22 protein-coding genes are annotated in these 26,955 nt (G+C 47.9%); 12 read left to right on the forward strand and 10 right to left on the reverse strand.

Going from position 1 to position 26,955, the window contains the following annotated elements:
• Positions 1–411: 411 nt before the first annotated feature.
• A complete protein-coding gene (locus VIM72_RS05380; RefSeq protein WP_332001841.1) occupies positions 412–4,521 on the reverse strand; it encodes a hybrid sensor histidine kinase/response regulator transcription factor in 4,110 nt (1,369 codons plus the stop codon).
• Positions 4,522–4,690: 169 nt separating this feature from the next.
• On the opposite strand from VIM72_RS05380, the gene VIM72_RS05385 reads away from it, so the two are divergent.
• Complete coding sequence (locus VIM72_RS05385) at positions 4,691–5,617, forward strand: hypothetical protein (RefSeq protein ID WP_332001842.1); 927 nt, start codon at positions 4,691–4,693, stop codon at positions 5,615–5,617.
• A gap of 144 nt (positions 5,618–5,761) precedes the next feature.
• Positions 5,762–6,430, forward strand: a complete 669-nt coding sequence (locus tag VIM72_RS05390; RefSeq protein ID WP_332001843.1) for a hypothetical protein — start codon at positions 5,762–5,764, stop codon at positions 6,428–6,430.
• Positions 6,431–6,464: 34 nt separating this feature from the next.
• On the opposite strand, the gene VIM72_RS05395 is transcribed toward VIM72_RS05390, so the two are convergent.
• A complete protein-coding gene (locus tag VIM72_RS05395) occupies positions 6,465–7,994 on the reverse strand; it encodes an MFS transporter (RefSeq protein WP_332001844.1) in 1,530 nt (509 codons plus the stop codon).
• Between the two features lie 90 nt (positions 7,995–8,084).
• On the opposite strand from VIM72_RS05395, the gene VIM72_RS05400 reads away from it, so the two are divergent.
• The 7 genes from VIM72_RS05400 to VIM72_RS05430 all read left to right on the forward strand — a co-directional run bounded on the left by VIM72_RS05400 (position 8,085) and on the right by VIM72_RS05430 (position 15,762).
• Positions 8,085–8,921 carry an AraC family transcriptional regulator gene (locus VIM72_RS05400; RefSeq protein ID WP_332001845.1) on the forward strand — a complete coding sequence of 279 codons (837 nt, stop codon included), beginning with the start codon at positions 8,085–8,087 and terminating at the stop codon, positions 8,919–8,921.
• A 64-nt stretch (positions 8,922–8,985) separates the two neighbouring features.
• On the forward strand, positions 8,986–9,351 hold the full coding sequence (locus VIM72_RS05405) for a hypothetical protein (protein WP_332001846.1): 366 nt from the start codon (positions 8,986–8,988) through the stop codon (positions 9,349–9,351).
• Positions 9,352–9,448: 97 nt separating this feature from the next.
• The gene (locus VIM72_RS05410) at positions 9,449–10,144 is read left to right on the forward strand and encodes an ATP-binding cassette domain-containing protein (protein WP_332001847.1); all 696 of its coding nucleotides are present in this window, start codon (positions 9,449–9,451) and stop codon (positions 10,142–10,144) included.
• 11 nt (positions 10,145–10,155) lie between these two features.
• Complete coding sequence (locus tag VIM72_RS05415; RefSeq protein ID WP_332001848.1) at positions 10,156–12,657, forward strand: TonB-dependent receptor; 2,502 nt, start codon at positions 10,156–10,158, stop codon at positions 12,655–12,657.
• A 17-nt stretch (positions 12,658–12,674) separates the two neighbouring features.
• Entirely contained in the window at positions 12,675–14,117 is a 1,443-nt protein-coding gene (locus VIM72_RS05420; RefSeq protein WP_332001849.1) for a DUF3526 domain-containing protein, read from the forward strand.
• 8 nt (positions 14,118–14,125) lie between these two features.
• Positions 14,126–15,490 carry a DUF3526 domain-containing protein gene (locus VIM72_RS05425; RefSeq protein WP_332001850.1) on the forward strand — a complete coding sequence of 455 codons (1,365 nt, stop codon included), beginning with the start codon at positions 14,126–14,128 and terminating at the stop codon, positions 15,488–15,490.
• Positions 15,487–15,762 (forward strand): carboxypeptidase-like regulatory domain-containing protein, encoded by a 276-nt coding sequence (locus VIM72_RS05430; protein ID WP_332001851.1) that lies wholly within the window; start codon positions 15,487–15,489, stop codon positions 15,760–15,762. Before VIM72_RS05425 ends, VIM72_RS05430 begins: the two co-directional genes overlap by 4 nt.
• 81 nt (positions 15,763–15,843) lie before the next feature.
• On the opposite strand, the gene VIM72_RS05435 is transcribed toward VIM72_RS05430, so the two are convergent.
• Positions 15,844–16,404 carry a hypothetical protein gene (locus tag VIM72_RS05435; protein ID WP_332001852.1) on the reverse strand — a complete coding sequence of 187 codons (561 nt, stop codon included), beginning with the start codon at positions 16,402–16,404 and terminating at the stop codon, positions 15,844–15,846.
• A gap of 108 nt (positions 16,405–16,512) precedes the next feature.
• Here VIM72_RS05435 and VIM72_RS05440 point away from each other — a divergent pair, with 108 nt between their 5' ends.
• Together VIM72_RS05440 and VIM72_RS05445 are read left to right on the forward strand one after the other, a co-directional pair.
• Positions 16,513–17,301, forward strand: a complete 789-nt coding sequence (locus VIM72_RS05440; protein ID WP_332001853.1) for a helix-turn-helix domain-containing protein — start codon at positions 16,513–16,515, stop codon at positions 17,299–17,301.
• A 79-nt stretch (positions 17,302–17,380) separates the two neighbouring features.
• Positions 17,381–17,746, forward strand: a complete 366-nt coding sequence (locus tag VIM72_RS05445) for a cupin domain-containing protein (RefSeq protein WP_332001854.1) — start codon at positions 17,381–17,383, stop codon at positions 17,744–17,746.
• 14 nt (positions 17,747–17,760) lie between these two features.
• Here VIM72_RS05445 and VIM72_RS05450 read toward each other — a convergent pair whose 3' ends face one another.
• From VIM72_RS05450 to VIM72_RS05475, 6 genes are all read right to left on the reverse strand, one after another.
• Positions 17,761–18,288: a DinB family protein gene (locus VIM72_RS05450; protein WP_332001855.1), complete on the reverse strand. Its 528-nt coding sequence runs from the start codon at positions 18,286–18,288 to the stop codon at positions 17,761–17,763.
• A 33-nt stretch (positions 18,289–18,321) separates the two neighbouring features.
• The gene (locus VIM72_RS05455; RefSeq protein WP_332001856.1) at positions 18,322–19,467 is read right to left on the reverse strand and encodes an efflux RND transporter periplasmic adaptor subunit; all 1,146 of its coding nucleotides are present in this window, start codon (positions 19,465–19,467) and stop codon (positions 18,322–18,324) included.
• A 4-nt stretch (positions 19,468–19,471) separates the two neighbouring features.
• A complete protein-coding gene (locus VIM72_RS05460) occupies positions 19,472–23,836 on the reverse strand; it encodes a CusA/CzcA family heavy metal efflux RND transporter (protein WP_332001857.1) in 4,365 nt (1,454 codons plus the stop codon).
• Between the two features lie 271 nt (positions 23,837–24,107).
• The gene (locus VIM72_RS05465) at positions 24,108–24,491 is read right to left on the reverse strand and encodes a hypothetical protein (RefSeq protein WP_332001858.1); all 384 of its coding nucleotides are present in this window, start codon (positions 24,489–24,491) and stop codon (positions 24,108–24,110) included.
• 177 nt (positions 24,492–24,668) lie between these two features.
• Entirely contained in the window at positions 24,669–25,070 is a 402-nt protein-coding gene (locus tag VIM72_RS05470) for a hypothetical protein (protein ID WP_332001859.1), read from the reverse strand.
• 12 nt (positions 25,071–25,082) lie between these two features.
• On the reverse strand, positions 25,083–25,265 hold the full coding sequence (locus VIM72_RS05475; RefSeq protein ID WP_332001860.1) for a DUF3606 domain-containing protein: 183 nt from the start codon (positions 25,263–25,265) through the stop codon (positions 25,083–25,085).
• Positions 25,266–25,503: 238 nt separating this feature from the next.
• Between VIM72_RS05475 and VIM72_RS05480 the strand changes: the two genes are divergently transcribed.
• The gene (locus VIM72_RS05480) at positions 25,504–25,947 is read left to right on the forward strand and encodes a hypothetical protein (RefSeq protein ID WP_332001861.1); all 444 of its coding nucleotides are present in this window, start codon (positions 25,504–25,506) and stop codon (positions 25,945–25,947) included.
• Positions 25,948–25,990: 43 nt separating this feature from the next.
• Here VIM72_RS05480 and VIM72_RS05485 read toward each other — a convergent pair whose 3' ends face one another.
• Positions 25,991–26,827 (reverse strand): NAD(P)H-binding protein, encoded by an 837-nt coding sequence (locus VIM72_RS05485; RefSeq protein WP_332001862.1) that lies wholly within the window; start codon positions 26,825–26,827, stop codon positions 25,991–25,993.
• Between the last annotated feature and the right edge of the window lie 128 nt (positions 26,828–26,955).

Consider the following 26,955-nt stretch of genomic DNA (forward strand, 5'->3'; position numbering starts at 1 on the left):
TTCATCCTGAAACAAGGGGGAGAGATTCGCCTATTTAGGGGGTGAGATCAGGAATGTGGAGGTTGTCTGACGCGGATTTTGTCTGACTCAGGATTAGGATGATTTTGCTGATTGATTTGGATTTTTCTTTTGGATTTTTAAAGGATTGTGGGAGATACAAGCGAATATATTCTCTTATATTTCCCGAAGCAACAAACTATTGGAATTAAAAGGCCATAGAGAAGGTATAAAAGAAGATATGGGGCTTAGATACTTCTTTGCATCTTCCAAAGCCCTTAAAATAATTTAGATTTTAAAAGATTTAAAAAAGAATATATCAATAGGGGATATAAGCAATCTCTTTATACCTCCATTCACATCTCCCACAATCCTTTAAAAATCCAAAAGAAAAATCCTAATCAATCAGCAAAATCATCCTAATCCTGAGTCAGACAAAATCCGCTTATCAAATTTCTTGCGGTACTTCCGGATATAAGCCGAGGGGTTCATCTCGAATACTTTACAAAACTGCTCGCGGAAATACTTTACATCGTTGAAGCCTACCTGGAAAGCCGCCTCGTTTACGTTGCACCCGGTATTGATGAGCAACTCCGCCGCCTTCCTCAACCGGATGAAACGGATAAACTCACTGACGGAATGTCCTGAAATGGACTTCACTTTTTTATAAAGGGTGGAATGACTGATGCCTATTTCAAGGGCAAACAGCTTGATGTTAAAATCGGGGTTATCAAGATGCTTTTCTGTAACAGCAATACAGCGGTGCAGGAACTCCTTGTATTCTGCAGATATTTTCTGGTTGCCGGTATTCAGGGTAATTTCCTTATAAAAATATTGCTGCAGGGTATTGCGGCTGCGGATAATATTAGTGATGCGGGCTACAAACAATTCTTTATCAAACGGCTTGCTCAGGTAGTCATCGGCCCCGCCTTCAATGCCCTTCAGTTTTATTTCGGGAGAAGAACTGGCGGTAAGCAATACCACCGGGATATGCCCCAGCGCCGGGTCCGACTTTATCTGCCGGCACAATTCGATACCGCTTTGCCCTTCCATTAATACATCGCTGATAATGATGTCCGGCAGGTGCCTGCTGGCCAGCTGGTACCCCTCCCCGCCTTCCGAGGCCTCATAAATATTAAAGCTGTTCCGGAAAATGCTTTTGATATAGTCGCGGATCTGGCCGTTGTCGTCTACAATGAGCATGCTTGGCCGGGGCGACAATAACACATCCAGCGTATCCTCCGCTGCCGCTTCTTCTGCCTCCATCTGCGCAAGATCGTCCTCTTCCACCAGTTCTTCCAGCAGGGTTTCCATTCCGGCAGCTTCCTCGTAAATCGTATAGCCGTGCAGGTGCTCCTTCCCTTTTTTCAGGGTGATGGTAAAGGTGGTACCGCTTCCAGGCTCACTTTCATAGACCACCGTACCCTTATGCGCCTGTATAAACTGCTTCACCAGGTATAACCCTATGCCAAAGCCGTTTTTCAGGGTGGTATCTTTTCCTGATACCTGGTAAAAGCGCTCAAACAACCGGTTCCCCACTTCCCGCGGAATACCACAGCCGCTGTCGGCCACGCGGATCACTATTCCTTCCGCACTGCCAGACAGGGAGAAACGGATATGGCCCCCGTCAGGGGTATATTTAAAGGCATTGGACAACAGGTTAAACAAAGCCACTTCAATTTTCTCTCGGTCGGCATACGCCATTACCTGTTCGGCATCACAGCTGAAATCGAACTGCAGCTTTTTTGCACTGGCCTGGTGCGTGAAACAGAGGTATACTTCCCGGCAGATAGCTGCCAGGTCCAGCGGTACAATCTTCAGCTGGTCTTCTTCCTGGTCTGCCTTCCTGAACAAGAGCAACTGGTCAACCAGGCTTAACAAACGGCGGGCATTGCGGTATACAATAGTAAGATCCTTGCTTTCAATCTGCCGGCCGTCGCTGTAAAGCAATTCCTTAACCGGGTTGATGATCAGTGTAAGCGGGGTACGGAACTCATGGGATACATTGGTAAAAAAGGACAATCTCTTCTCATGCACTTCCTTTTCTTTTTCGGCATGCAGGCGCGATAATTCTATTTCATACCGTAGCCGGGCCTGTCGCTGCTGGTAAAAACGATAGGTGTACAGCAGTCCGCCTGTAAGCAGTCCATATATTATATATGCCAGCCAGGTACGGTACCAGGGTGGCAATACAGTAATTTTTATGATGCGCTCCTGCGGGTTCCAGGTGCCATCGGCATTGGTACTTTTTATACGGAAGCGGTAACTGCCTTCATGCAGACGGGTATAATTGGCGGTCCGTTGTGTATTCACATAGTTCCAATCGTTATCCCATCCCTCCATATAATATGCATAACTGATCTTATCGGGAGAGGAATATTCCAGGGCTACATAGTCCAGCGAAAAAACGGCCTTGTCATATGGCAGCACCAATTCCTGCAAAGTAGTAAGTGGCTGCTCCTGTTCATATGGCGTATTGGAGATCCTCAGCCCGGCAATGAGCAGGGCGGGAAAATCGTTTTTCTCTTCAATGGCGGCCGGGTCAAAAATATTAAAACCCCTGATACCGCCGAACAGCAGCTCCCCGGTCGATAGCCGCAGGGAAGCGTTATAGTTGAACTGGTTGCTCTGCAACCCGTCGGACTCATAAAAGCTTTTACACTGCCCGGTAGCAGGGTTGTAACGGGCAATGCCGTTATAAGTGCTCATCCACAGGTGGCCTTTGTTATCTTCCTCGATATTTAAAACCGCATTGTTGGGCAATCCTTCCTGTTGGGCAATGGTAGTGCTTTTACCGGTATGGCGGTCAAACTTCACCAGGCCTCCTCCTTCCGTACCGATCCAGAAATGACCGGCTTTGTCTTCATAAATAGCACGGACATTAAAATCCATATCATAATACCGGTGTTGCCGGTTTTTTGTATCCGCTTTTATGAGCCTGTTGAAAGTGCCCAGCCAAAGCTCACCGGCTTTATCTTCCGAGATGGTGATAATATCGCGGAGACCGGGATCAAAGCATTCAAAACGCTTGGCTGCCCTGTTGAACCGGTAAATGGTGCCTCCCATGCAAGTGCCTGCCCAGAGGGTGTTGTGGCTGTCGAGGTACAATTTCCATACAAACTTGTCTTCATACCCGTTCAGGCTGCACGAATATTTTTCAAAAGTATGCGTAGCCTTGTTATAACGGTTTATGCCACCGCCAAAAGTGGCTACCCATATATTATTGTCGGCGTCCTTTACGATGCTGGTTACATTATTATTACTGAGTGAGCCAGGGATACCCGTTTTATGAACAAACGCTGTGTAGCTGTCCTGGCGGCGGTTCCATACGGAAATACCGGCGCCGTCGGTACCTATCCAGATATCTTTATTATCATCTTCACAAAATGAAAAAGCAAAATTGGAAGCAGGACTGTTCTCTGTTAAAGGACTTGGATTGATAGTAGTAAAACGGGATTTCTGTTTATCGATGATATTCACGCCCCCGCGCAACGTGCCAATCCATTTGCGCTGGTCGTCATCTTCATACACGGCGTAAACAGCATTGCTGGAAAGCGACGATTTATCTTTACCGGTTTGCAGCTGCCACGCAGCGCCACCTGCAGCGGGCATTACAAAAATGCCATTACCGTCGGTAGATACCCATAGCTGCCGGTTCTTATCAATTGTTAAACTGATCACCTTACTATCCTGTTGCCGTGTAGCTTCCGGGAAATGTGAAAGGGTGTTCGATACCGGATCATATTTATATACGCCTTCGTCTGTCCCCATCCATAGCTGCCCATCGGTATCGGCCAGGAGGCAGTTACCTCTTTTCTGTTGCCGGTTCACTACCGTGATCTGTTGCTGCTTCTCATCATAGCGGCAAAGTCCTACATTTTGTATAATAAGCCAGCAACGGTCTTTCACATCGTTTACAATAGCAGGCACGTTGCCGGACAAAACGGTGTCGCCGTTTACCAGCGGCATTTGCCGGGCCATGCAGCTGTTGGGAGGGTATACAAGAAAACCATGACTGGAAGTGCCCATGAGCACCTGTCCCTTGCGGTTAGTAACAATGGAATATACTTCCGATAACACCGGTAAGGTATCATGTTTTTTCCAGGGATGGTAGTAAACGGGCTGGAACAAACCCGTTGGGCCATTCAGCCGGTTGGCGCCATGCTTGGTGCCCACCCACATAAAACCGGTGGAATCTTCCGCAATGGTCACAATACGGTTATTGGTCAGGGAATTGGGCGCTTTCAGTTGCTGCCGGGAAACTTTAAAGCTATAGCCATCGAAACGGTTTAACCCGTCATATGTGCCAAACCACATAAAGCCGTAACGGTCTTTATGAATACAGGTAACGGAATTGTTTGACAGTCCCCGTTCAATACCGAGGTGACTGATGAGCTGCTGTTGCGCCCGTGCCTCAAGGCACACGGCCAGCAACGCCAGCAATAGGTATATAACGACAGTACGTGGATAAGTATAGATCACTTCTTCGCGCTTTGAAGAGCATCTTTTATAAGATGCCTTCAACCAAGGTAATAATTAAATGTTAATACGACAACAATAACTCATCCGCTCTTGCCAGCAACAATTTCATGATACCGCTGCTATGTGCTCCATGGAGTTACACAAATATTCCGGAATAATTTAGTTATCTTAGATAGACACTATACCTCACCCCATCCATTATACCTAAACTATGAGCTACCTTTTTATCACTATTACCGGTATCCTGGCTATCCTGGGAGTTTTATTGGAAACTCATAAAGAAATTGACCGCGGTGAAAAAAAAGTTAAAGTGATCACTCCCTGGGGAATTATTACTTGTATTTGCCTCGCTATCACATTATCAATGTCCTTGTATCTTCAATATGAGAGCGAAACAGAAGCGGAAAAACTGCAAAAAGACAATGAATTCATGAAGCTGTCCCTGGTACCGGTAGGCCCTTATTATTACTTTAGAATCCATTTTAAAGATTCGCTTTTTACACCAAAAAACCGGCTCGAGGAGCTGAAATATGCGAAAAAACAATACAGCGCCGGGTTTCTTGACAGCAATTCCCGGAACCATGTTTTCAAAAATATGGAATACATCATGTCGCCCAATTCCCCTGTGGCACAAATTAATCTGAACGCAGGTGTGTTATCAGGACGGATAACCTTTGATAAAGATGGGCGTACTTCACCTGTCTTTAATTCCTCAAAACCAATATCCAGGTTTTTTACCAATCATGAGGACACCACCAAAAATGCTATTGAAGCCCGTTTTTTTTACGTAGAAGATACCTGGAATGTAGGTGGACAATTACAAAGTGAATTGAAAGCAGGTACTATTTATGGTGCCATCCTTAAAGAATATGAAAAATCCAGTTCCGCATTCTATCTTTATTTTGATAAAGAACCTTCATCTGTTATTCTGAATAAATGTAACGCATATCTCAACCAGGTAGATCGGCTGGAATTCCAGCTCGCCTATGACCCCGATGCTTTTTATTGGTTAAAGATAAAATTCCGCCTTTCAACAAATTATAGTCTTCAGACTCCCCATAAAGATCTGAAGCAATGGGTGATGATAAAGAAAATTGAGTATGATGGGCTGCCTGCTATGGGTGATATTTCAAAATAGACGCCCTACACGATAAGTTCTACCCACCCCCCTCTCCCCGCTCCTTCCTCGCCAGTGGCTGCATTCATTTTAAAGTTGTCGTTCCCACACGCATTTCCCTCTGGAATATATTATTTTTCAACAGTCACATTAATGAATCACCATATGAAACGACTGTTCTTCTTATTATTCCCTGCAATACTATTATTTTCCTGTAGTAAAAAAGACCAGCTTCCATTAATAGAAACCATTACCAAAGGAGATAAATGGGGCATCAAAATCGGCAGTTCCTATGCTGATGTTTACAGCCGGCTGCAGGAACTTGATAAGGAAAAAAATCTTTCATCAGTAGCTGTAGTATACCGTCAGCCTTTTTCTTCTCCGCAGCAGGTGCAATACCTCCTTCCTTATTACAATGCCGTTACCCTGATGGATACCACCGTTGTAATAGACCGGGCGTTGATACAGTTCCCAGGCGACAAAGTAGCTGCTATCAGTTCCGGCGGGGCGCTACCGGAAGAGATGAACCAATGGCCGGCATCGTTGCCCCCGGAAACAGCCATTCTTAAAAATGACCCGGTGGGCGACATCTACACAAAACTGGTTGCCATTTACAAAATCCCGGCTTATAATTATCTTAAAATCATTTTACCGGACAAACCGTTGAATAAACCTTTCGATCCCGATATGGAGAAATATGCCGAATGGGGATTTTCTATTACCACAGATGTTAAACCAGGCGTAAAAGGTAACTCTATTGTGAGATTGTATTTTAAAGATGGTAAACTGAACAAGATCCTGCACAATTACAATGAAAGCGAAGTTTACAATTAAATAATGATTAGTGCCGGCAAACCGCCGGCACTAATCATTTAAATACAGCTTTCCCTTCAGCGGGTTTAAATATATAAAAGCTCAGCAGCGCCAGTAACCAAACGCCGATCCCTCCAAAAAGTGTGAGCAGCTCAAACCCATAGCTAAGCGCCGAATGAGCGGCGTATCCACCGGGATCCGCCATATTCATCTCCGGAAATTTTTCATTCAAACCCGCAAAATTACCTGCCGCTATTTTTTCCGCCATCAACTGAAGCTGTTCTGCATTAAACCTGTTGTTGAATACTCCCTTTAAATGGGCCACAATGCCTTTGCTCAGCACCAGGCCCATCAAGGCGATGTTAACCGCCAGCGTGATGAGCCTGGCGCTCATATCTATCCCTGATGCCATACCGGCACGGTCGGAACTAACGGACCCCGTGGTGGTATTGGTAACAGGCGTATTACATAAACCCAATCCAATACCGGATACAAGAGTGCCCGGAAGCATGCTAAGCCAACCCGGGTGCGCGGTATGTATACCCAGCCACATCAGGATAAAGCCGACCCCGATACTGAACAACCCAAGTGGAATGATAATCCCCGGCCTGTACCGCAGCAGCAGCCCTTCTGCCAAAGGAGGAACCACCAATGTAGGAAGGGTGTAAGCCAGGAGCACCGTTCCTGCTACTACACCGTTATAACCCAGTACACCCTGGAAATAAATAGGCAGATAAATCATAAAAGGCCAGAAACAAAAGTTCATACCAATTGAGCCAATGATGGCGCCGGAAAAATTGGGCACGCGGAATACGGTAAAATCAAACATTGGCTGGGGACTCACTTTCTCCGCATAAAGAAAAAGCAGGAAGGCCATCACCGATCCGGCAAGAATAAGCAAAGCAGAGGTGCTCCCGAATCCAAGCACCGGCCCCTGGATAATGAAATAGGTTAGCGCGAAAACAGACAACGATAACAGGATCATACCCCATACATCCAGCTGTTGCGCATGGGTATTCCTGGATTCTTTTATGCCTGCCAGTGCAAGGCCCAACGTAAGTATGCTCAATGGGAAATGTATCAGGAACACCCATTTCCAGCTGGCCAGTGAAAGGATCAGCCCACCTATAACAGGGCCAAAACCAAGACCTGTTCCAAATACAATACCCCACATGGCAAAGGCTTTGCTGCGCTGCCGCCCTTCCTGGAACTGGTGGGAAAGAATGGCGATCTGGCAAATGAGCATGATGCCCCCGCCAAGGCCCTGCAGAAACCGGCTGACAATCAGTACGGACATGGATGTAGCCAGGCCGCAGAGCAATGAAGTGATACCGAAAAGCGCCAGACCAATCACAAAAACCCGTTTCCTTCCATAACGGTCGGCCAGGGTGCCGGTGGCCATCAGCACGGTGGTGCACGCAATGGTATAGGCATTCATGATCCATTGCACATCACTGAAACTGCCATGCAATAATTTCTCAAGACTGGGCAACAATACCGGTACACTGGAAATTTCCAATCCGAACATCAATGAAGAAAGACAGATGGCTGCGAGGGTCAGCGCGTTCTTTTTGTTTTTAAACATAGTTTTATCCTTGTTTCGTTTTAACAAAAATAGACCGACAAACATCCATCTTTTCGGTTCATTTCTATTATAAAAAGGTATGTTTGTACTATGGTTAAGCAGAATATACATCAACAGGTGGAGGTAGAATACCTTAAAACCGATCACTGTCCGCTGGTGAACCGGCAGTATAGTTTTTTTGAAATAGTATATCTTATCTCAGGGAAAGGTTTTGTAAACATCAACGGCAACCGGATGGCCTATCGCGATGGCAACCTGCTGCTGCTCACTCCTGACGACCGTCATCATTTTGAGATAACAGAAGCCACGGAATTCCTCCTGGTTCGTTTCAGTGAAAGCTATGTGCGCTCCTATCCCTGGAAAAGTATCCATCACCTGGAATGCCTGCTCTTTTATGCTACCAAACTATCAGGATGCGTGATGAGGTGTAAAGACGACAGCCGCCTGGTGGAAATGCTTGTGGATTCCCTGCTGTATGGTATAAAGCTGGGAGGCGCTTACCAGCAGGACCTGGAGATGAACCTCGTGAATGCATTGATTGTAATTGCAGCCAGGAATATAGCCAAACTCAGACCGGGAAATGTACGTGACAATACTGATAAACGGATCCTTGAAATCATCAACTATATTGAACGGAATATATTTACCCCCAACGAGCTGACTGCCGCCGCTATCAGTAATGCTTTCGGTATTTCTGAAACTTACCTCGGCGTTTACTTTAAAAAACAATGCGGCGAAACCATACAGCAATTCATAAGCGGCTACAGGATCAGGCTGATTGAATGGCGGTTAAAATTCAGCGATCTCAGGATCAATGAACTGGCCGATGAATTCGGATTTGCCGATGGAAGCCACCTGAACAAATTCTTTAAAAAACAAAAAGGAGTAAGCTTAACGGCATACCGCCAGGCTTTAATAACCTCCTGAACAACCGCACTGCAAAAAATAAAACTTTCCCTTTTTATCAAAAATTGTAACTTCGTTGCAAATTTTGAAACGAACACAAAAATACCGCCCTCAGATACTCTCCAGGATTGGAGCGGTATTCTTATTGCTCGTATTCCTGAGCACCCTGCTGACAGAGGCTTTTCACCATCATCATTGCAACGGCAACGGGGGAACGGAACTGCTGCAGCAAAATGCCGCTGCAGGTCATCACCAATTCAATACGTTTCACATAAAATGTAAGTTATGCGACCTGATGAAGTATCAGTCGCACGACTTCCTCCCCACACAATGGTTGCAGCCGGTTTTCATTTTACCGGTAAAAAAAACCACTGCTTCACTTTTTCGTGTACAGGCCTATTCCAGCTACCTGCTGGCCTGCGCTAATAAAGGGCCGCCTGCTTTTTGTTAATTTTTTTTCGTGAGATGCACCTGCTGTAGCTACATCCGTATACTGATTTTATGCGCCATCCGCCCGGAAGGCGTACTACCGCTTATATTCTAGTCTTATGCTTCAGGCAATATCCTTGTCAAAACATTACCAGTCGCACGTGGCGCTGGACAATCTCAACCTGGAAGTTAAACCGGGAGAAATCTACTGCCTGCTGGGCCAGAACGGCGCGGGCAAAACCACTACCATCAACCTGTTCCTTGGCTTTACTGCTCCTACATCAGGAAAGGTGATGATCCATCAACAGGAAGTGCGCCCCGGCGATGGCAGCACCCGCAGGCACCTGGCCTATATCCCGGAAGTGGTGATGCTGTATGGTGGTCTTACTGCCGTGGAAAACCTCGACTACTTCAGCCGGCTGGCAGGTTTTAAATACGATACCTCCCGGCTGGTGCAATTCCTCTCCGGCTGCGGCTTACAACCCGAAGCCCATGATAAGCGCCTCTCCGGTTTCAGTAAAGGCATGCGGCAAAAAGTAGGTATCGCCATAGCGCTGGCAAAAAATGCGGATGTGATCCTCATGGACGAGCCCACCAGTGGACTGGATCCCAAAGCCACCGACGAGTTCACCGGCCTGGTCCGGGAACTGGGGCAACAGGGTAAATCAGTACTGATGGCCACGCATGATATATTCAATGCCGTAAATGTGGGCACACATATCGGCATCATGCGCAAAGGCCAGCTGGTGCACACGTTAAATGCAGGCGATATCAATGCCCGCGATCTGCAGGAATTATACCTGGAAACCATTTAGCCAACTAACTCATGAAGTTTTTTTATTCTTTTCCAATTGCCGGAAATATTTTCCTGGCAGCAATCCTTGCGCTCTTTTCATTACATGCAGGAGCGCAAACAAAGGTGAGCGGGGCGGTAACAAACACGCAACAGCAACCTGTAAGTAATGCTGTTATTACCATGAAGAATGGCGCCAACCGGTTGTATACGATCACCGATTCTTCCGGCAAATTCCAGCTCATCCTTCCGCAACCCGGCGATTATATAATGCGTGTAAGCGCTGCCGGCTTAAATACCTTTACTAAAAGCTATCAATTGCAGGGCAACGTGGAACTGCCGCCTGTAATGCTTTCCGTGGCCAGTACAGCCCTGCAGACCGTGGAGATCATAGGCACCAACGCTCAGAAATATTATGGCGATTATTCCTTCTCCGCTACAAAGATCGCGGCGCCGAACAAAGATATTCCACAGGCCATTTCCTCCGTATCAAAAGAACTGATCGCCGACCGGCAGGCATTCACATTGGCCGACGCAGTAAAAAATGTAACGGCCGTTTCGCAAAGCAGTTACTACAACCAATTCGCTATACGTGGCATCAGCCAGAATGAGGAAGGCGCTATCATTAACGGTATGCGTACCCGGCAATATTTTTTTAACCAGCCGCTCACCAACAACCTAGAGCGAATTGAAGTGATCAAAGGACCGGCCAGCGCCACGTTCTCCAGTGTGGATCCCGGTGGCAGCATCAATATGGTGACCAAAAAACCGCTACAGGAAAGCAGGAAGGAAATAAGCATTTCCACCGGCAGCTTCAGCACCATCCGTGCAACGCTGGATTTCACAGGGCCGCTGAACCAGGAAAAAACACTGCTGTACCGGCTCAATGTGGGGTATGAAAACAGTAAAAGCTTCCGCGACCTGCAATATAAAAAAGCCTATCTTATTTCACCGTCGTTCTCCTATGTGCCCAATGAGCGTACCAGTCTTAACGTGGAGTTGGTGATGAACAACAGCAACTCCAGGCTGGACCGCGGGCAGGCGATATTCGGCGCTGTAGCCGGACAAACAAACCTGAACAGCACACCCATTACTTTTAATATGGGCGGCAGCAACGATCATTTCAATACGCAGGATCTCATGCTCATGATCAACGGATCCCATGCTTTCAGTTCCAAAGTAAAACTGAACGTTGCCTACATGAAGCAAACCTGGAATGAAGACCTGTTGGAACACCGTACTACCAACGCTTTCGCAGTGGATGAAAACAATACGCCCATTCCAACGCTGGCAGGTATGCGCGCCGTACAACGGCAACAGAAATGGAACACCGATAACCTCAGCGCCTACTTCAGTATCAATACCAATACCGGCGCGCTGCATCATAAAATTGTAGCAGGATACGATCGTATTACCACGCAAAAGTACAGGGGCGGCGGGGAGAACTCCGCAGCGGGCTACCGCCTGAAAGACGGCAGTATCGCCACTAAATATGATCCTGCAAAGAAAGAGCTCTATCTCTTTAAAAACATTAACGGCATTAATGCACCAGTGCCCAATGTAGATCACTTTAACCTGGCCAATCCCGGCTATACCATCCGTAACCTGAGTGATTATATTTTTAACAAGACAGAAATTCCACCGGCATATTACCTGGTGAACGGCGTATACGTGCAGGACCAGGTGAGCCATGAGCGGCTCACCCTCACGCTGGGCCTGCGCCAGGAATGGTATGAGGATATCAGCTATTATAAACTTCCCCCGGAAAAAAAGATCTCGCAGCATAAACTGCTGCCCAGGATAGGGCTTACCTATGCCATCTCCCCTGATATAAACCTTTATGGTACTTATCTCCGTGGGTACCAGCCACAGGGCAATACCTCCACGCTGGTAATAGTGCCGCCGCCGGCAGGTACCAACTATAAACCACTGGAAAGCGATCTGAAAGAGATCGGGGCAAAATCCACCTGGCTGAACAATCTTTTGATGGTGAACATCGCCCTGTTTGAAATCAACCAGAAAAACCTGCTCATGAATGCCAACGATCCGGAAGATGTAAACCGCCTTGTGGAACGCGGCGCGCAAAGGAGTCGGGGTGCGGAACTGGAGGCATCCGGTTTCATTTTGCCCAACTGGCAGTTCAACGCGGGATACAGTTTTATAGATGCGGTGATCATAGAAGACCTGGACCCAAAGCTAAAAGGCACGCGCGTGCAAAACACGCCCAAACACAGCGGCAGCCTGTGGACCCGCTATGATCTGAACCAGCACCGGCTGCTGAAAGGCATTGGTTTCGGCGCCGGCGTTCAATACAGCGGCAACAAGCTGCCCTGGTATATCCGCGACTTTACACTGCCGGCTTACACCTTACTGGACGCCGCCGTGTACTACAGTCCGGCTAAAACAAGGATACAGCTGGCCGTAAACGTTAATAACATCCTGAACAAAACTTACTGGATAGGCGCGCAGAATTACCTCCGCTTGTTTCCCGGTTCGCCGAGAAGCGTGATGTTCAACGCCACCTATAAATTTTAAAAGGAAAAACCGATTACATGAAAACAATATTGCTGATTGCCGCCAGCACCTGGAAAGCAGCCTTCAGGAACAAAGCCACCCTGGCCCTGACGCTGATCATCGGACTGGCGCTGTGCATAGCCACTTATACCGGGTGGCAGAACTTCAACGTCCAGAACGGACAACGGCTGAAATACAAACAGATCGTCCGCCAGCAATGGCTGGCCAAACCGGATAAGCATCCGCACCGCATGGCGCACTACGGCTACCTTGCTTTCCGTGATAAACATGAATTGAGCTTCTTTGATTTTGGTATTGAAAGTTTCGCCGGCGTATCCATCTTCCTGGAAGCGCACAAGCAAAACACCGTCAACTTCAGCGAAGCCGGTTTCTCCAATGGCATGCTCCGTTTCGGGGAAATGAGCGTGGCTATGGTATTGCAGCTGCTGGTGCCGTTGCTGATCTTTTTCCTGGGCTATAACAGCATTTCCGCAGAGCGTGAAAACGGCACTTTAAAAATACTGCTTTGCCAGGGAGCCAGCTGGAGAACATTGTTATTGGGAAAAACAACAGGCATTGTGGCCGTTAGCTTCACACTATTTATACCGGTTATCCTGCTCACCATTTTCCTCTGGGCCATGCTCAGCCACTGGCAGGTAACCAACGATGCCGCTATCCGCCTTGCTTTACTCATACTTGCTTATGCAATTTACTTTATCATTTGTGCAGGCATTGCTGTAGTGGTATCTGCCCTGCACAAAACTTCAAGGGCTTCGCTTACCACCCTGCTGGCATGCTGGGTGTTCTTTACCATCGTGATGCCCAGGATCACCCAGGCTATAGGTGTTAAAGCATTTCCCTCCCCGTCAAAAATTGAATTTGCCGCTGCGGTTGAATCTGATCTTCACAAGCAGGGCGACAGCCACAACCCGGATGATCCGCATTATGCAAAGTTCAGGGAGGAGGTGTTAAAACAATACCATGTAACCGATGTAAAACAGTTGCCGTTTAATTATGGCGGTTATGTAATGGCAGAAGGGGAAAGGATTTCCGCTGCTATTTACAACCAGCATCAGAAAGCATTGATGCACATCTTTGAACAACAAAACAGTTTCGGCGTAGCGGCCGGTTACCTGAATCCCTTCCTGGCCATTAAGCATTTATCCATGGCGCTCACCGCCTCGGATTTTAACACCTATGCGGATTTCCAGGACCAGGCGGAAGCCTATCGTTATGGGCTTGCACAACGTATGAACAAACTGCAGAAAGAAAAGATCAGCAACATCCCCCCGGGAGAAAAAGATAAACCTTTAACGATCAGTCGCAGCCATTGGGCGGAGCAGGCCGACTTCAAATATGTATTTAAACCAGTGGAACAGGTGATCGCACATCATACCGATACCATCATTTCTTTGCTGTGCTGGTTACTTGCCCTGCTGGGCGGTATGCTGCTATCATCAAAATGGGTTAAAACTTTATAACAATGCATATGAATCAACGGATATATCAACTGGAAAGTAAAATCTTTTTCAGGAATAAAACAGTGATCACGGGGTTATTGATCCTGCTGTTGAGCGGGCTTGCCGGATTATATTTTGGAAAGGATTTTATAAAGAGACAAAAAGAAGTGATTGCCAAAGCGGAAAAACTGCAAACCGAAAACACCGCCAGGAATATTAAATACTTTGGTAAGGAACTGGGGCTAACACTGTATCACAACAAGTTCCAGATGGCCAATATGCCACGCAACTGGGCAGCGTTTTCCAACGGGCAGCGCGATATTAACCCTTATCTTATCGGGGTAACCACACTGGGACTGGAAGGGCAGCTGTACGATACTGATCTTAATAATCCTTCCACGCTGTTGCTGGGCAATATGGACCTTGCCTTTGTGTTTATCTTTATATTCCCGCTGGTCATTATTGCATTTAGTTATAACCTGCTTTCCGGAGAACAGGAATCCGGCGTATGGGGATTGCTCCGTTCACAATCCACTGTTCCGTTAAAAGTAATATGGAGGAAGTTCCTGGTAAGAATGACGGCCGTATACCTGGCTGCAGGGGTGTTGATGGTCATTGCAACGGTATACCTGCAACTCGCTGCCGACGGGCAACTGCTCACCGTAATCGTAGTATTGAGCCTGTACCTGTTGTTCTGGTTTGCCCTCTCCTTCTGGATCATTTCTCAGGGAAAATCTTCCAGCTTTAATGCTGTGAGCCTTATTTCCTTTTGGGTAGTGCTTAATATCCTTGCTCCGGCCATGGTAAATGTGTGGCTTACCCGGCTATACCCTGTTCCGGAAGCGCTGGAAACGGTAGTAATGCAAAGGGAGGGTTATCATGAAAAATGGGATATGGATAAAAGTGTGGCGCTTAACTCATTTTACAAACATTATCCACAGTTTAAAAAATATCCTTTCCCGCAGGAACAGGCATTCAGCTGGTACTGGTATTTTGCCATGCAGCAAAACGGCGATGACCAGGCCGCTCCGGGCGCACAGGCCATGAACCGGAAACTGGAACAAAGAAGCCGGTTTGCAGGTATAGCTGCGTTTATGCTGCCCGGTATCCAGGCACAACTGGCGCTTAATGGCATTGCCGGGTCGGACCTGCAGCAGCACCTGCAGTTCCGGCAGGCGCTCAGGCATTATCATGAGCAGCTGCGTTTGTACTTTTATCCGTCCATTTTCCGGGAGCAGCCCGTTGAAAGTATCAACTGGAGCCAGTTTAAATTAAAGCGCTATTACGGGGATAACAATGATACAATATGGCCATGCATTATTTCACTGGCCGGCTTTACAGGGCTGCTTGCTTTTTTGTCTTTATATAATTTCAGAAAGAAGGTCTATTCATGAAAAGCCTGTCCGTTTGCTTGCTGCTTTTCATTTGCAGCGCCGCCAACCTGCCGGCGCAAAGCCTTACGGTGGGCGGCTACGTCACCGATGAACAAAACGTGCCTGTTCCGTTTGTCTCCATCGGGCTGTTGCAATCAACCGGTCAGCGGGTAGTAGTACAGGCGCAAAGCGACAGTACGGGCATGTTCATTCGCTCATACACAATGCCTGGCAAATACCTGCTCAGAATAACGTGTATGGGTTACCGTGAGTTACGAAAGGAACTTTTTTAGATGGCTCCCCTGCCGGTTTAGGAAAACTGGTAAACGGCAGTACATTATTCCGATGAGAAGGGCCGGTTGTGATACCGAAAATTATGGCCGTTTCTTTCCTTTAGGAATTACCTGGCCATTTACCGGGTTGGCCAGGAAAATACCATTTGCCTTTTTATCGGTTGTTTCGGTCAGTTCAGCATCATAGGTGATTTTCCCTTTTTTGATCTCATAAAATTTTGAGGAGATGTAATACATAGAGTCGGGAGAAGGATAGGTGTCGGTAAGATCGGCGCCGCCAAATTCGGGGTTGCCGTCGTGGTCCCAGTCCTTTACATCAGAGCTGATTGCCGTCAGCAGGGAATCAGCCAGGGAATGATCTATATTGAATACATACATTTTATTCTTCTTCGGACTTCCGTTTACTTCCAGGAAAAGGAAAACAGATCTGCCGTTTTCCACCAGGCGGTTGCGTTTACTTTTATAGTTGATAATGTCGTCATGAAGCACAAAAGCTTTATTACCATTCACGAAAATGGTGCCTTTGTACACGGTGATCAGCTGTTGCTGGCTGCTGGTAAAGTGTAATTCGTTCGCGGATTTCTGGGCCATAGCCGGCAATGCGATAAACAGGGACAGGCATAGTTTGAGTAGAGAGCGCATGGGCGTTTTTTTAAGATGGGAAATTAATGATAATACCGGATACTGCTAACAAATTATTCCACCATAAATTCCTATCTTCATCTATATAACCAAACCTCCTCCCGCAGGATGATTGAAATAAAAGACCTGGACCCAAGCCTGCTTCCTGCCAGGCCCCAACGCATCATGAAGTATGTGCTGGTGTATTGCGCCGCCGGGAAACTGGAGGTACTGGCAGATCATACCCCCTTTGTTCTCCGGGCGGGCGATGTAATCACGATCACTTCCGGCCAGATCCATCATATTGCTCCGGAGGCTGAAGCCAGGGGATATATCCTTGAATTTACACTGGATTTTTTCTGTAAGAATGATAACGATATAGAGCTGATCTTCCACAACGGGCTTTTCTGCCACTTTGCCATGAACGAGGTGATCCCTGTGGGGAAAGATATCATAGAAGCGCAATTGGCGCTGATCAGGAAGGAATTAACCGAGCAGCCTTACCAGTATCTTATATCCGTGCATAGCCGTGTGGCTTTGATACTGGTGTCCATCAACCGGGCAAAAGTGAAGCGTGGCGATGAGATCTGGAAACCGGATGCCTTGTTCCTGAAGTTCCTGGAAGCCGTAAGAAATAATTTTGAGCATAATTATACCCTTGCGCAATTCGCCGGGATACTGGGCACTACAGAAGCAAAGCTCAATGAGCAGGCAAAGCTCCATGCCGGGAAAACGGCCCAGAACGTGATCTATGGCCTGGTTACAGCCGAGGCAAAAAGGCTGCTTACCTATGGCGATCTTACGGTAAAAGAAGTGGCTTATAAGCTCGGCTTCAATGACCCTTTCTATTTCTCCAACTTCTTCAAAAAACAAACTAACCTCTCCCCAAAATTGTATAAAGAACAATGCTCCCTGTAAATATTACATGTTTTTTGCAGGATTGTCTATTCTCCCGGCCAGCTATAAAATCCATCTTTGTAGAAATAAATACAAAGTTATGAATACAGATATCAATCACTACATCACCAGGAGCCACCAAACAGACTGGCAACCTCTCGTAGAGAAAAACATCCACTATAAAGGCATATTTGTAAAATCGCTCCGGTACGATGAAGCTTCCGGGCGCTCCAAAACTATCCTGCTCAAATTTGAGCCCGGCGCCCATTATCCCTATCATAACCATCCCGGGGGTGAGGAGATCTTTGTGCTGAGTGGCGACGCGGTATTGGAACATGCCACCCTGCAGGAGGGCGATTACCTCTACACACCACCCGGGTTCCGGCACTCCGTTACCAGCAAAACCGGGTGCGTGCTGTTTTTTGTTATCCCGGAAGAAGTGGAGATCCTGGCGGATGAGGTATAAATACCCCGCCCGTTTTACCGGAACAGCTGCTCATCGATCCGCTGCTTCTGCCGCAAATGATGCCTCATATGCATCTCTGCAAACTGAAGCCATTCCAGCGAATTAAAAAAAAGGAAGCCCGGATGCTCGGTCTTCCCGTCCGCCTGCGGATGATCCACCGCATACAGGTCATTCACCTCCTGCTTTATATCTGTGAGGCCCTGCAATAATTCTTCCTTATCCCGGGGCTGTCTTGAATCCGGATCATTGGAAGGATTTTCCAGCAACGCATCAGGAAACGCGTTATTGGCAAATATTGCTTTGGCATTTTCATGCATTTCTTTCTCACTGTTGGCATTGCTGAGCAACAGGGCGGTATCCATTTGTTCCACAAACCAGGCGGTGTCTGCTATAATGTGCAGGTATACCTGCCCCAGTGACCAGGAATTTTCACCGGGTTTACGGCATAGCATATCCAACGTATAGTCATGGAGGTGATTGATCCATATATCAATGGTTTTATTAAATTGCTCCAGTAAAACAGCTGCTTTATCTGTTTCCATTTTTTTACAGAGATGGTCTTATCTAAGTTATCACTAATCTTCCATTTTGTTTTTCAATTTTCCTAACAGGGCATACGCGCCCTTCACAACAATTTTTGTTTTCAGCCAGTTAATGCTGCTGTCCGGCATCAGCGCTACGTTGCCATTCTCCCGGTCGCCGGCTGTTACCGGCACCAGGTGAAAGCTGTTCTCATCAGTGGTGGTGAATACATACTCCTTGCCGTTGTAACGTACCAGTGCATCCTCCGGCACAATGGCCGCTGGTTTGTTATCCAGTTCAAACACGGCATTCAGGAACATGCCGGGCAACAGGTGCAGCATCTGTTTTTCAAAATGGCAATGCAGTACGCCGCTGCGGTTCTCGTCCACATTACGGGTCACCAGGATGGTTTCCACATCGTACCATTCATCCGGCTTATCCACAAGGCTTACTTTTCCGTGCATACCTTTATGAAAGGAATTGATATTCTTTTCAAACACGGTGATGGCAGCATGGATATCGTCGGGGTTCACCAGTTCAAACAATACATCCGCCGGGTTCACATACTTACCGATGTTCACATTCACCTTGCTTACATAACCATTGATAGGCGCATAAACGGGCACAACGCCGGAGATAGTGCCGGGGCTCAGCTTATCCGGGTTGATATGAATGATGCGCAGTTTTGCGGCCAGGGATTGTATCAGCACCTCCTGGGTATTGTATTCACTAAGCGATAACTGGTAGCTCTTTTTACTGGTGGCGTCTGCGTCACTCAGTTCTTTTTGCCGCTGCATATCCGTTGCGAGGTATTGCATCCTGGCCTTTGCGGTAAGATAATCCTGCTGCAGCTGTACATAAGCCGGGTCTTCCATCACTGCAATCACCTGGCCTTTGGATACCGGTGAACCAGGCAGCAGCGAGGTACTTTTCAGGTAGCCGCCAAGAGGAAAGCTTACGGAGACCAGGCTTTGCGGAGGTACATCCACCGAGCCGCTGGCACGGACAGTAGCATGGGTGGTACCTTCCTGCGCGGTAGCCGTTGCAATGCCTGCATGCTGCTTTTGCAGGCTGTCGAGGCTCACTATATTCTGTCCTGCCACTTCCGTCCCCGTCTTCGATTCAGCCGGCGTTTCGGCTTTGGGTTTGCAGGACATTCCCGCCACTATTATCAGACTATATATTAATAACCTTTTCATGCCACTAATTTTGATTGGATGACAATAAATATTCAAGTTCAATTTTGCGCAGGTTCAGTTCCTTCACCGCGTCAAGGTATTCACTCTGCAGGGTAACCGCATTGTTTATCAGCGTTCCCCACTCTATATAACCGATTTCTCCATTTTTATAGGTAAGGTTAGCAGTCCTTATCATCACGTCTGCCTGGGGTAAAGCGCTGCCGGTATAATAATCCACGGCCTGCTGGTATTTCAGGTACTCGCTGTGATTTTGCTGCAGCTGTGCCCATAGCTTTGTGGTAGCCACTTCCAGCGATAGCGCCGCAATATCTTCCATGCGTGCGGCTGCTTTTATTTTTGCATGCTGGGCCCTGGCAAAAATGGGGATCCCCACGCCTACCTGCACTGTAGAAAAGCGGGAACCGGGGCCATAGTAATGGTCTACCTGTTGCTTGTCCATCTGCCAGCCTACAAGCGATTGATTGGAGTATCCCAGGTTCCAGTCGGGCAGCAGTTTTGCTTTCTCAAGCCGCGTGTTCCCGGCGGCAACACGCTCCTGCTGCTGGTAAAGCTGTAACACCGGGTGCTGTGCCAGCAAGGTGGTATCGTAGAGCACTACATTTGTATTCAGTGTATCCGTAGCCGTTATAGCACCGCGTTCGTTCAATAATGTAGCCAGTTGAACACCGGCCACTTTCTCATCGGCATAAGTCATCCTCAGCAGCATTTTCAGCTGGTTGGCCTGGTTTTCCAGTGATGTTTTTTCCAGCAGGTTGGTTTCTCCTTTTTCAAAGCGCAGGGCGGCTACCTTTGTGTACCGTGAATAGGTGCTATCCATTTTTTCCAATAGTAAGCGCCTGCTGTTAAGATACTGCAATTGCAGGTAGGCCTGTTTCACCAGGCGTATAATCTCCGCTTTTTGTAAAGTAGTTTGCCATTTTGCCGCCAGCCATTCCTGCTCAAAAACATTCCTCTGTTTTTTGTACAGGGCGGGCAGGGAAAATCCCTGGGAGATGGTAAACTTATTGTCAAAGGAAGTGCTGTTGATATTCCCCAGCTCCCCTGTAAGGGTAGTCCTGGCAGGGTCTACTGAAGAATGCCGCAAGGCTTCATAATAAGATTCCTGCAAACGGCCCAACGCAATCTGCCGGTTCTGTTCTGTTGCCATTTGAAGCGCCTGCTGCAGGGAAAGCGGTTTGGCCTCCTGCGCCCTGAGCAGTCCGGGGCAGCCTGTCAGTAACAGTAATACTGCCAACGGTTTTATTGGTGGCCGTTTCCAGCCTCTTTCCGCCAGGTAATACAGGCAGGGCAGCACCAGCAGGGTAAGCATGGTTGCAGTAATAAGCCCGCCTATCACTACGGTGGCCAGCGGGCGTTGTACTTCGGCGCCGGCTCCCTGGCTCAGCGCCATTGGCAGGAAGCCAAGAGAGGCCACGGTGGCGGTCATCAGCACAGGCCGGAGCCGGTCGTGCGTGGCCCGTAAAATGATCTGCATTGTATCTGTCATACCGTCTTTTTTCAATTGATTCATTTCTCCTATTAACACAATCCCGTTTAATACGGCTACGCCAAAGAGCGCAATAAAACCTACGCCGGCGGAAATACTGAAAGGCATTCCTCTCAGCCAGATCGCCAATACCCCTCCTATAGCGGATAAAGGAATAGCAGAGAAGATCAGCACGCAGTATTTCAGGTTGTGGAAAGCAAAAAACAACAGCAGGAAGATCAGCAGCAAGGCCACCGGCAAAGCAATGCCCAGGCGCCGGGTAGCGTGTTGAAGATTTTCATATTGCCCACCATAAGTAACGTAATAACCGGAAGGAAACTTCACACGGCTGCCTACTTTATGCTGTAACTCCTGCACAATGCTCTGTACATCCCTTCCCCTTACGTTAAATCCTACTGTGATCCGCCTCCGGGCATCTTCCCGCTGGATCTGGTAAGGACCGTCCTGCAGCTCAATGGTGGCCAGCATATGAAGAGGCACCTGTTGCCCGCCCGGGAGCCCTACCTGCAGGTTGGAAATTTCATTAATATCACGGCGTTGCCGGTCGTTCATACGGATCACGAGATCATACCGCTTATCGGCTTCAAACACCAGGCCCGCTACGGCGCCTGCATAGGCGGCCTGCAACGTGTTGTTGATATCACTGATGGAAACGCCGGAGCGGGCAATCGCTTCACGGTTGTAGGTAACCACCAGTTGCGGAATACCGGTCACTGTTTCGGTGTAAAGGTCCGTTGCCCCGTTAATGGACTGGATTATCCTGCCCAGTTTGTCGGCGTAGGCCGACAAAGTATCCAGGTCGTCGCCAAAGATCTTGCACACCACATCCTGTCTTGCGCCCGTCATCAGCTCATTGAACCGCATTTGCACGGGGAACTGGAAGCCGGTGGCAATACCCGGCACCTCTTCCAGTGCGGCGCTCATTTTGCCTGCCAGCTCCGGGAAAGAGGTTGCGCTGGTCCATTCTTTCTTAGGCTTCAGTATCACCATCATATCGGCGGCCTCCATTGGCATAGGATCCGTGGGAATTTCACCGGAGCCTATTTTGGTCACCACTTTCTCCACCTCCGGGAATTTATCCAGCAACACCCTGGCCGATTGCTGCGTGGTAGTAATGGTAGTGGTTAAAGAAGACCCTGTAAGCAGCCGGGTATCTACTGCGAAATCCCCTTCCTCCAGTTGTGGGATAAACTCGCCTCCCTGCGACATCAGCACCGGGATGGCAGCGCCAAATAATATAAAAGCCAGCGCCACTACCATCCGCGGTGTACGCAGGGCTTTTTTCAGCAAAGGATCATAAAACCGCTGCACGGAGCGCATCATTTTATCCGCGAAGCTGTCTTTATGACTCAATTTTTTATTCAGCACCAATGCCCCCATCATCGGTACATAGGTAAGTGATAAAATAAATGCGCCGATGATAGCGAAAGATACCGTTTGCGCCATTGGCCGGAACATCTTTCCTTCAATGCCCTGCAGGGAAAGAATAGGAAGATAAACAATCAGGATGATGATCTGGCCAAAGGCTGCGCTGTTCATCATCGTTTTCGCGGATGTCTCTACTTCGCTGTCCATCTGCTCCCGGGTCATTACAGCCGTTCCCCGTAAAGCAGCGCCTTTGGTAAGTTTATGCATCACTGCTTCAATAATGATCACAGCCCCATCTACCAGCAGGCCAAAATCCAGCGCGCCAAGGCTCATCAGGTTGCCGCTTACGCCAAACAGGTTCATCATGATGATGGCAAATAACATGGCCAGTGGGATCACGGAAGCCACTATCAGCCCCGCCCTGATATTACCCATAAATATCACCAGTACAAACACCACTATCAGCGCTCCTTCCAGCAGGTTGCGCTCCACGGTGGAAATGGCGTTATCCACCATTTTGGTGCGGTCCAGGAAAGGATCTATCATCACGCCTTCCGGCAATGTTTTCTCTATTTCCTTTACCCTTTTTTTTATTCCTTTTATAACGGCTGCACTGTTTTCCCCTTTCAGCATCATCACCACGGCGCCGGCTACTTCACCTTCATCATTGTATACCGTGGCGCCGTACCGCACGGCATGGCCCTGCTTCACGGTGGCTACATCCCTTACCAGCAACGGCACACCGCCGCTTACCTGCTTCACTACGATATTGCTGATGTCTGCCATATTTTTTGCCAGTCCCTCGCTGCGGATAAAAACTACGTTAGGGCCTTTCTCAATGTAAGCGCCGCCGGTGTTCTGGTTATTTTCCTGTAAAGATTTAAATACGTCCGTTACCGTTAGCCCGAAGCTTCTCAGCTTATCAGGGTCAATGGCTACTTCATATTGTTTTACCATGCCCCCAAAACTGCTCACATCGGCTACGCCTTCCACGCTCAGCAGCTGCCGCCTTACAATCCAGTCCTGTATATCGCGCAGGGCGGTGAGATCGTATTTGCCTTCATATCCCGGTTTGGGTTTCACCACATATTGGAATATTTCTCCCAGGCCGGTGGTAACCGGCCCCAGTTGCGGATCACCCATGCCCGGCGGGATCTGTGGCCGTACCTGGCCCAGCCGTTCATTGATCTGTTGCCGGGCCCAGTATACATCGGTATGATCGTTGAACACAATGGTAACAAGACTTAGCCCGAAACGTGAAAAGCTACGCTGTTCAATAATGCCGGGCACATTACGGGTGGCCTGTTCTATGGGCACGGTAATGAACCGCTCCACATCGGGCGCACCAAGACCAGGCGCTGATGTGATCACCAGCACCTGGTTATTGGTAATGTCAGGAACCGCATCAACGGGCAGCTGCGTGACGGAGTAACTGCCCCAGCCGATCAATGCCAGCATAAACAGGCCGATGATCAGTTTATTCCTGACGGAAAAATGAATGATCTTATTTAACATGATTATCTGTTGGACTACATGAATATAACAGTGCAACGGCCCACAGGCATAGCCTGCGCCGGTAGGGCGCGAATTTTGTCTGACTCAGGATTATGATGATTTCGCTGATTACGCTGATTTATTTTTTTAATTTTTGTAATTAAGGGAGATGTAAGCGGATTCGCTAGTATCTCTCAAATTATTTTCAAACTCTAAAATAAAATCAGCGAAATCATCATAATCCTGAGTCAGACAAAATTCGCTTTGATCGCCGGAGGCGATCCTTCGCTCACTATACGCAGCGGGGAGGTTGGAAAATGCTGTGCAGAGGAAGATAGGGAGGTATTTCACCATTGATAATTTCCCGCATCACAGGCGCCTCGGCAGGCACTTTAAATGATAGTTGCGGTAAAACGGGTAATATACTGGGAGGTGTAAGCGTGAAAAAATACAGGCAGGTTTTAAACGGCAGTTCCATGTCCTGCTGATAATCTGCATCGTAGGGCTGAGGATCTACGTAATGCATTTTAAAGAATGAGAAAATGGTAGTGCCGGGACTTTCCCCTTTATGCTTAACATAATGCTCCACCAGCAGCGGCAGTTTTAACACCTGCCCCGCTTCAGTAGTGCCCATCAGGTAGAGCGCCATTAAAAGTATAGCGACCGCTTTTTTCACGCGGTAAAGTTATAAAAAAAAGTGACAAACGGTTATCATATACCGGTTATTCTACAATGAGCACCAGGTTAATGATCTACATATCAGGGGTTATCTGTCCGTTAACAGCGTCGGGAGCTAAAAAATAAAGCGTCTTACAGCATCATTACTGTAAGACGCTTTTTATACGGCATCCACTCATGGGGTCTTCATTTTTTTTAATACAATCGCTTTCCGGCGCTTCCACCCGGTGATCACCGGATCCTCGCTGGTCATTTTTCCTTTGGCATCTATCTGCCCCAGGCTCTTTGCCAGCGCCTGGCTTAATTTTGCCGCTTTCCGGTGCGCTTTCATCCAGGTGGCGCGGGTTTGATGCGCATGATCTTCCAGCGATTTTATCCCCTTGCTGATCGTATCCAGTTCTTTTTTATATGCCTTTTGTTTACGGTAAATGATCATTAACCGGTTGTAGGCAGCAATGGTAAGCGGATCGTTGGAAAGCGCCTCGTTATATTTTGCAATGGCGCCTGTAAAATCATCCTCCGACTCCAGTTGCCTGGCCTGTTCCAGTAAACTTTTATGGGAAATTTTTTCCGCCATAAATCAATCCCCTTAATGACCTTTCAGATAGTTGATAATATCCTTTCTAAGGGGCCCGGCCTTTTTAATGGCGTCCTTAATTTGCTCATGGGTTTTAGCCGGGAACTGCTGATGCAGGTATTCCACTTCAGAAGGATCCTGGCTATCTACGCGGATATCATCCTGTTTCCCTACATTTTTTTTATCATCTGCCATAACAATGAAATTTAAGTGAAAGATGAAATTGCTCTATCTCTCAGTGCCACAAATTACATGCCCTGCCGGATGATAGTCGCGATGCTGTAATTGCAGCGCCGCCATGCACAACATTGCAGAAACCTCGCCTCAAAATGTAGCGCCTGTACATCGCAGCGCCAACAGAAAGCAGGTCAAAGCGGGTTGTTGCCAAACGGATTACTATTTGATAAAACACTGATATACTAACCCGTTTCTTATGTTTTATCTGAAAGCGATCGCGGCTGGCATATCCGGTACTTTACTGATGACAAGTGCTTTATATCTTCTGACAGCTATTACAGGGAGAAATTATAAGGTGGTTGGCGTGCTTGCCACCATGGTTACCAACCACACCGGGGTTGGTGGCGGGCTCACACGTAAACCGGCAGATCTTGTTACCGGTACGGTACTGCATTATCTCATCGGGGTATTTTTTGCATTTATTTATTTTTACCTGTGGGACGCCGGTGTAGGAGATCTGACCATTCGTTATACTATTGTACTGGGCATATTGACCGGCATTTTCGCGATGGGGTTCTGGCTGGCATTTATCCGGCTTCATCCAAACCCTCCGGCTGTTCCGGTAGTGTCGTATGTAACTGCCGTGGGACTGAGCCATGTTTTATTCAGTATAGGAGTATTGCTTATTTATCTTTTATAAAAAACAGCGCAGTATGGAAATGATACTGCGCTGCTGTTTGGTATCAATTCCATACGCCGGTGGCGGCTGTTTTCCGGGCATATTCGGAAAAATCACGCGGAGCCCGGCCTAATGCACGTTGCACTCCATCGCTGAGATGGGCATTACGGCCATCGAGTACTTCCGCAAATAAATAGGTAACCAGCCAGATGAAATCGTCGGGGATATTATATTCCACCAGCATAGCCTTGTAAGCGTCTGTTGAAACGGCTTCATACCGGATAGGCTTACCTGTGGCTTTGGCTATTTCCTGTACAGCTTCTTTAAAGGTCAGCAGCCGTGGACCGGTGAGCTCGTATAATTCACCGTTGTGGCGGTCGTCTGTGAGCGCTGCTACCGCTACATCTGCAATATCATCCACATCAACAAAGGGCTCTGCAACGCTTCCTGCGGGAAGGGCCACATGACCGGCCAGCAGCGGGTCCACCAGGTATCCTTCACTGAAGTTCTGGTTAAACCAGGCGCATCTTACTACCGTCCAGCTGATACCACTGTTCATAATGATCTGCTCGCATGCCTCTGCTTCTTTTTCCCCGCGGCCGGACAGCAGTACTATTTTCTGTACCCCACTGCTGATAGCGGCAGCTGTAAATGCACGAATAGTTTCCGTGGTACCCGGTACGGCCAGGTCGGGGTGATAGCTGAGATATACGGCGTGCACACCCTGCAGGGCTGGTCCCCAGGTGGACCGGTCTTCCCAGGCGAAGGAGGGATCCGCAGAACGTGACCCGATACGCACGGGCCAGCCCTTTTCTGTAAGTTGGGCTGCTACCCTGCTGCCGGTTTTACCGGTGCCGCCTAATACAAGTACTGTCTGTTTTGTGGTATTTGCTGTTTTCATGTTCTTTTTTTCTCAAAACTACTATGGCAGGTTCCGGGAAAATAGAATAAAACCGACACCGGGATATTTTTCCGGTGATGCCAGCAAATAAATGCCACAGGCGGAAACGATAACAGGCGGGAATTTTC

This window comes from Chitinophaga sp. (assembly GCF_036569185.1).
Classification (GTDB): domain Bacteria; phylum Bacteroidota; class Bacteroidia; order Chitinophagales; family Chitinophagaceae; genus Chitinophaga.